Genomic DNA, 12,270 nt, shown 5'->3' on the forward strand with positions numbered 1-12,270 from the left:
CCGAGCTGCGTTACTGTCCCGGGATCTTCTGCGCGGGGGCGGGAACGGACCCGCCGTGGAGTTCAGCCGCCGGCGCGGCGGGGACCGGCACGGCAGCGGGCGCGGGTACAGCTGCCGCGGGCACGGCCGGCACCGGGGCGTCCTGCGAAGGCTTACGGTTCGCGAGCGGCTCATTGACTGTGGCCGGCGGGACGACGCTGAGCTGTCCTGCGACGGCCGGAGCGGCGATAACGGCTCCGGGGGCGTCGCCTTTCACCGCAGGTTTGGCCTTGCCGGTGACGGTCAGGGTGGACAGGTCGATCTGGCCCTTGGTGATGGAGGCCACCATGCCCAGCTCGGTGGCCTTGGCAGCCAGGTTCTGCGGGGCGTCAAAGTTCTGCGCCTGCTGGGTGAGGTCCTGGTTCTGCTTCGTCAGGGTGGACTGTTCACCCCGCAGCTGCACCAGCTGGTACTGGGCCGTGGAGACGGAGATGTTCAGGACCAGCACGGCCAGCAGGGCGACCGCAAGGAGGCCAAAGCACAGCACAACGAAGGGTGCGCGGCGTTTCCGCGGGGCCGAACGGACCAGTGAAAGCGGGGTGCGCTCCTTCCTGGCGGGGCCGGTGCCGGGGGAACCCGCGGGCAGTGCCCGGGCCGTTGCGCCTGCGGCAACGGGAAATCTGTTGACAGCGGCGGTGCTCATACGGCTCTCCTGGTTTTGATGCGTTCCACTGCGCGGAGCCTGGCGGACGCGGCGCGTGGGTTTTCGGCGATTTCTGCGGCGGTGGGCACTTCGGTGCCCTTCGTCAGAGTTTTCAGCTCGGCCTTGTGTTCTTCCAGTTCCACCGGGAAACCAAGAGGCGCGGACGATTTGGACCCGGCCTGGAAGAAGCCCTTGACGATTTTGTCTTCCAGCGAGTGGTAGGACATCACCACAACCCGGCCGCCGAGTGCGATCGAGGTGATCGCTGCGGGAACGGCGCGTTCGAGGACATCGAGTTCTTCATTGACCTCGATCCGGAGCGCCTGGAAGGTGCGTTTCGCAGGGTGTCCGCCCGTTTTGGCGGCGCCGGACGGTACAACGTCGCGGATCTGCTCGACGAGTTCCCCGGTCGTTGTAAACGGCTTCGTAGCCCGGACGGTCACGATGCGGTTGGCAATGCGGCCGGCAAATTTCTCCTCGCCCCATTTTCGGATGATCCGGACAAGGTCTTCTTCGCTGTAGGTGTTAACAACGTCGGCGGCGGTCTGGCCGCGGCTCAGGTCCATCCGCATGTCCAGCGGGGCGTCGAAGGAGTACGCAAAACCGCGGTCGCGTTCGTCCAGCTGGAGCGATGAGACCCCGAGGTCCATCAGGACTCCGTGGACTTCCGCGAAGCCGAGGTCTTCCAGGATTTCAGGGATTTCGTCGTAGACGGCGTGCACAAGGTCGATCCGGTCGGCGAAAGCCTTGAGGCGCTCTTCCGCGAGGGCCAGTGCTTCCTCATCGCGGTCGATGCCGATCAGGTGCAAGTCCGGAAAGCGCTGCAGCATCGCCTCGGAATGACCGCCCATGCCCAGGGTCGCGTCGATGACGACGGGGCTCTCGCCGCGGCTGCGTGCCGCGGCGAATCCCGGTGCCAACAAATTGATGCACCGGTCCTTGAGGACCGGTACATGCCGTTCGGACGTAGGCTTCGACTGGTCAGGGTCCGTCATGCCTGCGTCCTTTCGTGGTTGGGCTGATGCCTGGAGTGCGGTTGCTGGCTGTTGGCGCCGCTTCTTGATCCAGATCCCCATCCGCGCCTATCCTGCGTCCGCCTGGCTCCGGGGAAGTGAGCCAGGAAAACAGCAGGATGGGCGGCTGGAGATCTCGGTCAAGAATCGTGCAGTGCTGCTTGGTTCCTGCGGGGATTCACAGAATCCCCGGTATTGCGTCATCGGTCTCCGAGAAGGCCGTTTCCTTTTCAGCGAGGTATTCGCTCCAGGCTTGGGCGTCCCAGATCTCCGCACGGGTGCCTGCGCCGATAACGGCCAGTTCCCTGCCGAGCCCTGCATACTCCCGGAGCGCCGGCGGAATCGTCACGCGCCCCTGCTTGTCAGGCACCTCGTCAGAGGCTCCGGAGAGGAAAACACGGATGTAGTCGCGAGCTTGTTTGCTGGAGATTGGTGCCTCGCGCATTTGCTCGTGAACACGGCCGAATTCCGCCTCACTGAAGACGTAGATGCAGCGTTCCTGGCCCCTTGTGAGAACCAGTCCGCCGGCAAGTTCCTCGCGGAACTTGGCGGGAAGGATAATTCGTCCCTTTTCGTCCAGACGCGGCGAATGTGTGCCGAGAAACACGGCCCACCGCCTGTCTGTTCGTAGGAAGCCCAACGTCCCCCGTGCTGCCACTACCCTCTTACGGCCTCCATATTACTCCACATCCCTCCACAGTCAACGACACACCGCCGGTTTCGGCCGCAATTTGCGCCCGTCGTTCCTTCCGGTCCCCCGCAACTGCAGGGAACTGGGCCCCGTGGTTGGCAGTGGAGGAAAACGCGGTGCCACGGCGGCGGTCCGGGCAACACGGGCTTGGGTGGGGTCTTGCCGGGGCCCTCCCCCGCAGCCCAGCGCGCCGCTGCAACGCCTCAGTTGGGCCCGCTAGTCAGAAGTTAACGAAAAAAGACCCGCCGAAGCGGATCTTTTTTTGCGGCCGGTCCTTCCCGTGGTGGAAAGTGGAGGCAGCTACCGGAGGCTTAACAACGAGCCGACACCGGGACGGGCCCGGCGGCCCCTTCAGGGTTCGCCGCGGTGCCGCTCGTCCCAGCGTTCCTCGAGGCTGCTCATGAATGAACTCCTGGGCTTCCCCGATTTCCGGTCCGCTCCAGCGGCCCTGGCTTTGCCAACGGCGGCTCCCCGCATGGTCGCGTAGTAAACCCCAGCGCCCATAACAACGAATCCAAGGACTCCGACAACGATGACCTGAATCGTTACACCCAAGAGCAGGAGCACAATGCCGGCAAGTGTGGCCAGTACGCCGATCACAAGATGGCGGGTGGACCATGAACGCCCCGCGTCCGAGCCCATCGAGCTGGCGAACTTGGGATCGTCCTCATGCAGCTGCTTCTCTAGTTGCTCCAGCAACTTCTGTTCGTGCTCCGAGAGCGGCATCACGACCTCCTTAAGTCGGCCAACGTCCGGACTGACGCGACCAGTGTCCCTAAAACCACAACGTGCGGGCATCCCGTGTGGTTCCCATTCACCGTCGGTGGTCGAATGGGATCTTCCACGGCCCCTTCCGGGGTGTCCAGCTGGTCCTGCATTAATCCGAACGCTCGATCCAGTCGTTCCAAACCTTCGTATTAATAAGGATAGTTTGTTGTGCCCCGTTCTGAAAGATGCCGAAAGTCCCCCTGGCGTGATGAACAGGACCACGGAACTGCCGGGTTCAGCCCGGGGTATTCCCGGGATCAAGCAGACGGGCCGGAAGTACCGATTTTGTCCCGAATTTACGGGTCACCTGGTCCAGGACCTGCTCGGCGGCGCGCCAGTTATCGTCCCTGCGGTCAAGGCTCAACTGCAGGGGCGCCTGGGCCGCCTCCTCAAGCTGCTCGGCCCGGATCCCCACGAGCCGCACGGTCATGGGGCGGTCCCCGACTGACCCGAGCAACTGGACGGCGACGGCGTACAGCAATTGCGCGCTGTCGATGGGGGTGCTGACCGTCCGGCTGCGGGTGATCGTGGAGAAGTCTGCGTAGCGCAGCTTAAGCGCCACGGTTCGCGCGTGCATGCCGGCGCTGCGGAGCCGTTCCGCTGTCCGGTGCGAGAGGCGCAGCAGTTCGCGGTGCAGTAATGCCTCGTCGGCGGTGTCCACCGCGAAGGTCTCTTCCGCACCGATGCTTTTCTCCAGCCGCACCGGGGTCACCGGGCGCGGATCAATCCCCCACGACAGCCGGTGGACGTGCTCCCCCGAGGCGCCGAGCACTTTGCGCAGGGACGGCAGCGGGGAGGCCGCGACGTCGGCGACGGTTCGGATGCCCATCCGGGCGAGCACCTCCACGGTCTTGGCACCGACGCCCCAAAGAGCGCTGACCGGAAGGCTGTGCAGGTAAGGGACCGTCTCCTCCGGACCGATCAGCAGCAGTCCGTTCGGCTTGCAGCGGGTGGACGCAATCTTCGCCACGAACTTGCTGGCCGCGATCCCAACAGATGCTGTGATGCCCAGTTCGCTGCGGACCCGGGTGCGGACGAGTTCGCCGATCTCGCGGGGCGGACCAAGCCGCCGGATGGCGCCCCCGACGTCGAGAAAGGCCTCGTCCACGCTGAGCGGCTCAACGAGTTCGGTAATGGAACCAAAAATTTCCATGATCTGGCCGGAAACCTCGTAGTACAGCTTGTGCCGGGGCTCGATCACGACGGCGGATGGACACATCCGCATGGCAACCACCATCGGCATCGCGGATTTGACACCGAATCTCCGGGCTTCGTAGGAAGCGGACAGCACAACTGAACGGTCCGCAGGGTAGCCGACGATAACGGGCTTGCCCACCAGTGCGGGCCGGCTGCGAAGTTCCACGGAGACAAAGAACGCATCCATATCCACGTGCATAATGCTGCTCCGCCGGAGCTCCCGCAATTGTGCCTCGCCGGGCCGGGAGGGTACGCCACCGGAAGGCTGCTCCCGCTGCTGTTTATCCCGCTCCTGCCCCACGACTTCAATCCTATGCCCGGGGACTGACTAAACTGGAAGCTGCATCCGGCGTCAACACCAGGAGGAAAGTCCCTGTGAAGGAATTTCGAGAGCGCAGACGCGCTGCGGTAGCCGTTGCGGCGGCGGGCACGCTGTTGGCCCTGGCCGCCTGCACGCCCGCCGACCAAGGGGGCACAGCCCCGGGCTCCGCGTCGGCCTCGTCCGCGCCGACCGCCGCCCAGCCCTCCGCCACAGCCTCGACCAGCCCGCCGGCAGCACCCGGCACCTCGGCCACCGTTGGCGCCATGGTTCCCGGGTTCCCGGCGAAGCTCCTGCCGGTGATGCCCGGCGCGAAAGTCGTCTCCAGCAGCTTTGACAAGACCATAACCCCGGCCACGGTCGCCCTGGTCGGCAGCATCTCCGCTCCGTCGGCCGAAGTGCTGGCGTTTTACACAACAGTGCTGGCTGCCCAGGGCTTCCAGGCCGTTCCGGGAGAATCCGTCGGTACCGTCCCGTCGAAGGACTTCCTGCGCAATGACAGCGAAACTGTCAACATTTCGGTGATCGAAGCCGCCGGTATCTCCACGTTCACCATTGGCGCGAATGTCGCCCCCGAGTCCGTCAAGTGACCCTCATTGAACAGTTGCGCCTGGAACAGGCCGCGTATGTCGCCGCCGTTGCCGGGAAACTCACGGATTTCCTGACCACCCGGCAGTCATTGATGTCCTCGATCTCGCCGGACATAGATCCGCTGATGGGATCCATCTCGAACCTTGTCACCGGCGGAAAGCGCCTCCGGGCGCTGATGTGCTATTGGGGCTGGCGGGGTGCCGGCGGCGGCGCCGGATCCTCCGATGTGGTGACGGCCGGTGCGGCGCTGGAGCTTTTCCAGGCCGCGGCCCTGATCCACGATGACATCATTGACCGCTCGGACACCCGCAGGGGCGGTCCCAGCGTGCACCGGCGCTTCAGGGAATTACACGAGACCCAGGGCTGGGCGCTGGACAGCGAACGGTTCGGGCATGCCGCCGCTATTCTGACCGGAGACCTGTGCCTGTCCTTCAGCGAGGAATCGTTTACCGAGATCGGGCAAAGCGCGGCCGCTGGAAGCCGGGCACGGCTGATTTTCAACCTGATGCGCTCCGAGGTGATGGCGGGCCAGTACCTGGACATCCTCGAGGAAGTAGCCGGGCCCAGGCGGGACCGGGCCGGAGCGGTCAGCAGGGCGAAGTCCATCATCCGCTTCAAGTCGGCCAAGTACTCCACGGAGCATCCGCTGGCGTTGGGCGGGGCACTGGCCGGCGCTGGAGACGAACTGCTCCGTGGCTATTCGGCGTTTGCCCTCCCGCTGGGCGAGGCCTTCCAGCTTCGCGACGACGTCCTGGGAGTCTTCGGGGATCCGGTGACCACCGGAAAACCGGCCGGAGACGACCTCCGCGAAGGTAAACGGACCGTGTTGATCGCGTTTGCCCTGGATCTGGCCGGCCCGGCCGAATCTGCGTTCATCGACTCGAGGCTCGGCAGCCCCGGACTGGACGAAAACGACGTCGACGAAATCCGCCGTATTATCACGGACAGCGGCGCGCTCCAGGCCACGGAGGTGCTCATCGAGGAATTCGGGCAGGCGGCGTTTGCCGCGTTGGATGTCCTGCAGCTGGAGGAGTTGCCGAAAACTGCGCTCAGGAAACTGGCCGAGGCCGCAGTCAGCCGCGCAGCCTAAGCGCCGGGCTGTCCTGCAACAGCACCAACGACGCGGGCCTTGCACCTCATCTTCGAGGTGCAAGGCCCGCGTCGTTGCTTAACGACAATTGGTGTCCGCGCGGCAGAAACCAGCGGCTACCAGGCCAGGGACTGCGCCCGGCGCCGGATTTCCGTCTTGCGGCCCTCGCGCAGTGCATCGATGGGCCGGCCGCGCAGGGATTCGTCCGGCGTAAACAGCCAGGTAATAAGTTCCTCGTCGGAATAACCGGCGTCAGCCAGAACGACAATCGTTCCCTTAAGGCTCTCGACGGCGTGGCCGTCCTGGATGAATTCTGCAGGAACGCAGCGTATCCGGCGTTCACCGACCCGCAATGCCGCCACTGCACGTTCGTCAAGGAGCGCATGCACCTTGGTAATTGACATATTCAGAAGCTGTGCGACATCGGGCAGGGGCAGCCATTCGCCCACAAGGCTTTCTACATTGCTCACGGATCAAGATTGCCATGCCGGCGGCCTCTGCGCCTAGTCGGCGCCCGCCGGACGATCCCCCCGGCTCCGGTGGACATGTCCGCTGGAGCCGCGGGAGCCCTCACCGACACTCCACAATGACTTGTTTGCGGAATATCAAACTGTTCTTGTGCCAAATCGCAAGTCGTGAGATATTCACATAGATCACATTTGTAACAGCATTAACATGAGTCACACTGGTAACACCAGTAACGCCGGATAGACCGCAGCGGTCGCCGCTAAGAAGAGGACCTTTCCTATGACGACGTCACGTTCGCCGAAAACAACCGCGAGGCCCCGCCTGCCGATGATCGCCGCCACGACGGCTGCCCTTCCCGCCGTCGTGCTGTCTTCCCTGGCCATCGCCCAGCCGGCCGCAGCGGAGTCCCGTCCCCGTGTCATCCCGGCCACACTGGCTGCGGCCATTCAAGCCCAGGCCCAGGGACAGACCGTCCGGTCGCTGAGTTCCGCGTTGATCCCTGCCGGTTTTGTGCCGGCGGCCGTGCCCGCAGCGTTCCGGCCGGCCCAGGTTTCCGCCCCGGCGGAGTACACAATTGCCCGCGGTGACACGATCAGTGGAATCGCCGGCAAGTTCGGCCTGGATACCTACGCCATTCTGAAGCTGAACGGGCTGCAGTCGAACACCACCATCTACCCCGGCCAGAAGATCAAGCTCGGCGGTTCGGGCGAGGCTCCCGCCCCCGCAGCACCGGCGGCGCCGGCGCCGTCGGCCGCCGCCGGCAGCGCCTACACGGTGAAGTCCGGCGACACCCTCAGCGCCATTGCAGCCCGCCACGGCGTCAAGCTCTCCGAGGTCCTGGGCTGGAACGGGCTGAACATGGGCTCAATCATCTACCCGGGCCAGCAGATCAAGATCGGCGGCGGCGCTGCTGCACCGGCCCCCTCAGCCCCGGCACCGGCCGCGCCCGCCCCGGCGGCCCCTGCTCCGGCACCGGCTGCGCCCGCCTCGGCTTCGTACACCATCAAATCCGGCGACACGCTCTCCGCCATCGCGGCCCGGAACGGCGTCAAGCTCGCCGATATCCTTTCCGCCAACCGCCTGACGATGAGCAGCATCATCTACCCGGGCCAGAAGTTGGCTCTGACGGGCACGCCGAGCACGCCGTCCTCCGTCGCCCCGGCTGCCACCCCGCCAGCCGCCACCGTAACGCCCCTCGTCCCGGGCAGCTTTCTCGGCTTCACTTACCCGGCCGCCGTCGTGAGCTCCGCCAACGCAAACAAGGCCCTGCTCAACGCCTCGCCCGTCCCCAGCCGCGAACAGATGAAATCCATCGTGGCCGACACAGCACGGCGGATGGGCGTCGATCCCTCCCTGGCGCTGGCCTTCGCCTTCCAGGAATCCAGCTTCGACCACCGCTCGGTCTCCCCCGCCAATGCCATTGGCACCATGCAGGTCATTCCGTCGTCGGGCGAGTGGGCTTCGGACCTGGTGGGACGCCGGCTCAACCTGTTGGACCCTTACGACAACGCGACGGCCGGCGTCGCCATCATCCGCCAGCTGATCCGTTCGAGCCCGGACCTGGACACGGCCATCGCCGGGTATTACCAGGGCCAGTACTCTGTCAGCAAGTACGGCATGTACGACGACACCAAGCGCTACGTGGCATCCATCAAGTCGCTGCAGAAAACCTTCGGCTAGGAGCCCGGGCATGGCGGGGCCGCGGCATTCAGCCGCTTGGCCCGGCCTCGGGCGGATAACGATACGGGTCCGGATCGCATGTTGATCCGGGCCCGTTTCCGTGCAGCGATTAGGATCGTATGGTGCAGGAATACTCGTCGGACCCGCTAGTTGGCACCCTCGTGGATGGCCGGTACCTGATTCAATCCAGGCTCGCCGGCGGTGGCATGTCCACCGTGTACGTGGCCACCGACCAGCGGCTTGAGCGGGATGTGGCCCTGAAGGTGCTGCACCCCCACCTCGCCGGCGACCCGCAATTCCTCGACCGGTTGGGCCGCGAGGCCAAGGCAGCCGCCCGGCTTTCGCACCCGCACGTTGTGGGCGTCCTGGACCAGGGCGAGGATGACCGGGCGGCCTACCTGGTGATGGAGTACATCAAAGGCCACACCCTGCGCGACGTCCTCAAAACCAAGGGCGCCTTGCCACCGCGCCTCGCCCTCGCGCTGATCGACCCGGTCGTCGAGGGCCTCGGGGCAGCCCACAACGCGGGGCTTCTGCACCGGGATATCAAACCCGAGAATGTGTTGATCGCAGACGATGGCCGAATCAAACTCGGCGACTTCGGACTGGCCCGCGCTATTTCGACGTCGACAAGCACCGGTGCGCTGATCGGAACCGTGGCGTATCTGTCCCCGGAACTTGTCCTCGGCCGTCCGTCCGATGCACGCAGTGACATCTACTCGGTCGGCATCATGCTCTACGAGATGATCACCGGCCAACAACCATTCGACGGCGAGGTGCCGATCCAGGTTGCCTACCAGCACGTGAACTCCGCAGTTGGCGCCCCTTCCGAACTGGTGCCGGGACTCGCTGCCGAAATCGACGAACTGGTGCAGTGGTGCACCGCCAACGACCCCGACAAACGGCCCGTCGATGGAACCGCCCTGCTCTCCGAGCTACGCCACATCCGGCGGAACCTCAGCGACGCCGAACTCGACCTGCAACCCCCTGCGGCACGCCCTGCGATCCCCCTGATAGCAGGCCCTGCCACATCGGGACCCGGCGGCGATCAGCACCATATACCCGGCAACGGCGCCACCGAAGTCATCGGGGCCGGCCAGCACGCCACGGAATTCATCGCCGGCGGCAACCACCCCACCGCTGTAATGTCCGCCTCTCCGCGGCACCCCGGCTACGGTCCGCTCTCCGCCCCGGAGGAAGCTACTTACCCGGAGGATAACAATCCCGAACCGGAGCCACCGGTTCCGGGCAGCAAACGGGCACAGCGCAAGCAGGACCGCGTCGACGATCGGTCACGCCAGCGAGCCGCGGCAACGCCGGTCCGGAGCCTGCGAGCCGGCAACGCCAGCCGCCGCGGCCTGTTGTGGATCGTGCTGCTGGTTCTCGCTGCGCTGCTGGCGGGCGGGGCAGGCTGGTTCTTTGGCATGGGCCCGGGCTCCCCCGGAACGATTCCACAGCTCAAGAACAAGACCGTGGCCGAAGCCCAGCAACTGCTCCGCACGGCCGGCTTCCAGTCCAGCACCAGGGACGTCTTCGATGACGACGTTGCCCCCGGACTGGTGGTCGAATCCGCGCCCACCGCGGGGGAAGTCATCCGTAAGTTCCAGCCGGTTTCACTCGCAGTCTCCAAAGGCGCCGAACTGTTCGCACTGCCCCAGCTGACCGGCAAATCCCTGGAAGAGGCCAAGACCTCCCTCAACGGCGCGGGCATGGCGCTGGGACAGATCGGCGAAACGTACGATGAAACCGCGCCCGCCGGCACTGTCCTGGCACAGGCGCCGCGCAGCGGCAACCCGGTGCGCCACGGCACTCCGGTGGATCTCACCGTCTCCAAGGGGCCGCAGCCCATTCCGGTGCCGGACGTGCGCGGGCAGCAGCAGGGCGACGCGGTCAAGGCCATCGAGGCCGCCGGCCTGAAAGCCGCGGTGGCGCCCGATCCCGTCTTCGATCGGGCAGTGCCAAAGGGCGCCGTGGTGTCGCAGGACCCGCCTTCCGGCAACCTGACCAAGGGCGGGACCGTGACGCTTACCGTTTCCAAGGGCCCCAAGCTGGTCCAGGTACCCAGTTTCATCGGGAAACAGGCCGCGGAAGCCCAAAAAGCCTTGGAGCAGCTTGGCTTTAAGGTCAAGGTTGACAACATCCTCGGCGGGTTCTTCGGCACGGTCCGTGCCCAGGATCCGGTGAACACGGGGGTTCCGGAAGGCTCGACCATTACGCTTACTGTGGTGTGACCCGGGGGCTTGGCCTACGTCAGTGCCGCCGGCTGCGGCCCGAGCTGCAGAAAAGCTCCGCCCGGCTGAACCAGCCGGCGGAGCTTTTCCCACTGAGGAGCGTTCCGGATTAGTGCCGGAACTCCCGGTTTAACGCTTGGACAGGGCTCCGGCCACCAGGAAGGCCATTTCGAGCGACTGCATGTGGTTCAGGCGTGGATCGCAGACCGATTCATACCGGTCTAGGAAGGCTTCCTGGTCGACCGGGTCTGCTCCGCCGAGGCACTCAGCCACGTCGTCGCCGGTCATCTCCACATGCAGGCCGCCAGGGACCGTGCCGAGCGCGTCGTGTACCTCGAAGAAGCCGCGCACCTCATCGATAACGTCATCGAAGTTCCGGGTTTTGTAGCCGTTTGGTGAGGTGACCGTGTTGCCGTGCATCGGATCGGTCACCCAGAGGACCTGTGCGCCGGAAGCGGTGACCCGCTCCACGAGCGGCGGGAGCTTCGCCCGGATGTTGCCGGCGCCCATCCGGGTAATAAAGGTCAGGCGGCCGGGTTCACGGTCCGGGTCCAGCTTATCGATCAGGCGCAGAGCGTCGTCGCCGGAGGTGCCGGGACCAAGCTTCACACCAATCGGGTTCCGCACCCGCGAGAGGAAGTCGACGTGCGCGTTGTCCAGTTCCCGGGTGCGCTCACCGATCCAAAGGAAGTGCGCGGAGGTGTCGTACGGGAATCCGGTGCGGGAGTCGATCCGGGTCAGGGCACGTTCGTAGTCGAGCAACAGCGCTTCGTGGCTGGCGTAGAATTCCACCCGCTTAAGCGCCTCGAAATCCGCGCCGCAGGAGGCCATGAACTTGATGGCACGGTCAATGTCCCGCGCCAGCGACTCGTAGCGGGCATGGGCGGGGTTCTCGGTAAAACCCTTGTTCCACTGGTGCACCAGCCGCAGGTCCGCGAAACCGCCCTGGGTGAACGCCCGGATCAGGTTCAGGGTGGAAGCGGAGGTGTGGTAGGCCTGCAGCATCCGGCCGGCGTTGTGGGCGCGGGATTCCGGCGTGAAATCGTAGCCGTTGACGATGTCGCCCCGGTAGGCCGGCAGCGTGACGCCGTCGCGGGTCTCATCATTGGATGAGCGCGGCTTGGCGAATTGCCCGGCCATCCGGCCCATTTTGATGACCGGCATGGCGGCGCCGTAGGTGAGGACGACTGCCATCTGGAGGATGGTGCGGACGCGGGCACTGATCTTGTCAGCGGTGGCGGCCTCAAACGTTTCGGCGCAGTCGCCGCCTTGGAGCAGGAACGCCTTGCCCTGCGCCGCTGCGGCGAGGCGTTCGCGCAGGATGTCCACTTCGCCCGCGAACACTAGCGGCGGGAGGACGGAGAGTTCCTTGACTGAAGCCTCGAAGACGGCCTGATCCGACCAGCTCGGCTGTTGGGAAACGGGCAGCTCCCGCCAGTGGTCCAGGCCGGGATAGTTGGCGGCACCGCTCTGCGCGGTGCTGGTCAGGGCGGAGCCGGCCAGCGGCGAGCCACTGGCGGAACTGTTCAGGGGAAAGGCC

11 protein-coding genes are annotated in these 12,270 nt (G+C 65.4%); 4 read left to right on the forward strand and 7 right to left on the reverse strand.

What is annotated here, in order from left to right; all coding sequences use genetic code 11:
- Positions 1 to 10 precede the first annotated feature (10 nt).
- The 5 genes from QK287_RS08930 to dinB all read right to left on the reverse strand — a co-directional run bounded on the left by QK287_RS08930 (position 11) and on the right by dinB (position 4,550).
- Positions 11 to 682, reverse strand: coding sequence for a hypothetical protein (locus tag QK287_RS08930; RefSeq protein ID WP_282359873.1), 672 nt, complete (start codon positions 680 to 682; stop codon positions 11 to 13).
- Positions 679 to 1,677, reverse strand: coding sequence for a 16S rRNA (cytosine(1402)-N(4))-methyltransferase RsmH (gene rsmH, locus QK287_RS08935; protein WP_226774318.1), 999 nt, complete (start codon positions 1,675 to 1,677; stop codon positions 679 to 681). Before rsmH ends, QK287_RS08930 begins: the two co-directional genes overlap by 4 nt.
- A 196-nt stretch (positions 1,678 to 1,873) precedes the next feature.
- Complete coding sequence (gene mraZ, locus QK287_RS08940) at positions 1,874 to 2,302, reverse strand: division/cell wall cluster transcriptional repressor MraZ (RefSeq protein WP_226774319.1); 429 nt, start codon at positions 2,300 to 2,302, stop codon at positions 1,874 to 1,876.
- A 435-nt stretch (positions 2,303 to 2,737) separates the two neighbouring features.
- Positions 2,738 to 3,112, reverse strand: coding sequence for a DUF3040 domain-containing protein (locus tag QK287_RS08945; RefSeq protein ID WP_226774320.1), 375 nt, complete (start codon positions 3,110 to 3,112; stop codon positions 2,738 to 2,740).
- Between the two features lie 277 nt (positions 3,113 to 3,389).
- On the reverse strand, positions 3,390 to 4,550 hold the full coding sequence (gene dinB, locus QK287_RS08950; RefSeq protein WP_282359902.1) for a DNA polymerase IV: 1,161 nt from the start codon (positions 4,548 to 4,550) through the stop codon (positions 3,390 to 3,392).
- 176 nt (positions 4,551 to 4,726) lie between these two features.
- Here dinB and QK287_RS08955 point away from each other — a divergent pair, with 176 nt between their 5' ends.
- Positions 4,727 to 5,260 carry a hypothetical protein gene (locus tag QK287_RS08955; protein ID WP_282359874.1) on the forward strand — a complete coding sequence of 178 codons (534 nt, stop codon included), beginning with the start codon at positions 4,727 to 4,729 and terminating at the stop codon, positions 5,258 to 5,260.
- Positions 5,257 to 6,351 carry a polyprenyl synthetase family protein gene (locus QK287_RS08960; RefSeq protein WP_226774322.1) on the forward strand — a complete coding sequence of 365 codons (1,095 nt, stop codon included), beginning with the start codon at positions 5,257 to 5,259 and terminating at the stop codon, positions 6,349 to 6,351. Before QK287_RS08955 ends, QK287_RS08960 begins: the two co-directional genes overlap by 4 nt.
- Before the next feature lie 116 nt (positions 6,352 to 6,467).
- Here QK287_RS08960 and QK287_RS08965 read toward each other — a convergent pair whose 3' ends face one another.
- Positions 6,468 to 6,821 (reverse strand): Rv2175c family DNA-binding protein, encoded by a 354-nt coding sequence (locus tag QK287_RS08965; RefSeq protein WP_226774323.1) that lies wholly within the window; start codon positions 6,819 to 6,821, stop codon positions 6,468 to 6,470.
- 277 nt (positions 6,822 to 7,098) lie between these two features.
- Between QK287_RS08965 and QK287_RS08970 the strand changes: the two genes are divergently transcribed.
- Positions 7,099 to 8,499: a lytic transglycosylase domain-containing protein gene (locus QK287_RS08970; protein WP_282359875.1), complete on the forward strand. Its 1,401-nt coding sequence runs from the start codon at positions 7,099 to 7,101 to the stop codon at positions 8,497 to 8,499.
- Between the two features lie 119 nt (positions 8,500 to 8,618).
- Positions 8,619 to 10,730, forward strand: coding sequence for a PASTA domain-containing protein (locus QK287_RS08975; protein WP_226776013.1), 2,112 nt, complete (start codon positions 8,619 to 8,621; stop codon positions 10,728 to 10,730).
- A gap of 129 nt (positions 10,731 to 10,859) precedes the next feature.
- Here QK287_RS08975 and QK287_RS08980 read toward each other — a convergent pair whose 3' ends face one another.
- Positions 10,860 to 12,233 carry a 3-deoxy-7-phosphoheptulonate synthase class II gene (locus QK287_RS08980; protein ID WP_226776017.1) on the reverse strand — a complete coding sequence of 458 codons (1,374 nt, stop codon included), beginning with the start codon at positions 12,231 to 12,233 and terminating at the stop codon, positions 10,860 to 10,862.
- Positions 12,234 to 12,270 lie beyond the last annotated feature (37 nt).

Source organism: Arthrobacter sp. AL05 (assembly GCF_029960715.1).
Classification (GTDB): Bacteria; Actinomycetota; Actinomycetes; order Actinomycetales; family Micrococcaceae; genus Arthrobacter.

Excerpts from the sequence above, each read along its gene's own strand:
- QK287_RS08930 (WP_282359873.1), bottom strand. The coding sequence starts at position 682 with ATGAGCACCGCCGCTGTCAACAGATTTCCCGTTGCCGCAGGCGCAACG.
- rsmH (WP_226774318.1), bottom strand. The coding sequence starts at position 1,677 with ATGACGGACCCTGACCAGTCGAAGCCTACGTCCGAACGGCATGTACCG.
- QK287_RS08945 (WP_226774320.1), bottom strand. The coding sequence starts at position 3,112 with ATGCCGCTCTCGGAGCACGAACAGAAGTTGCTGGAGCAACTAGAGAAG.
- dinB (WP_282359902.1), bottom strand. The coding sequence starts at position 4,550 with ATGCACGTGGATATGGATGCGTTCTTTGTCTCCGTGGAACTTCGCAGC.
- QK287_RS08970 (WP_282359875.1), top strand. The coding sequence starts at position 7,099 with ATGACGACGTCACGTTCGCCGAAAACAACCGCGAGGCCCCGCCTGCCG.
- QK287_RS08975 (WP_226776013.1), top strand. The coding sequence starts at position 8,619 with ATGGTGCAGGAATACTCGTCGGACCCGCTAGTTGGCACCCTCGTGGAT.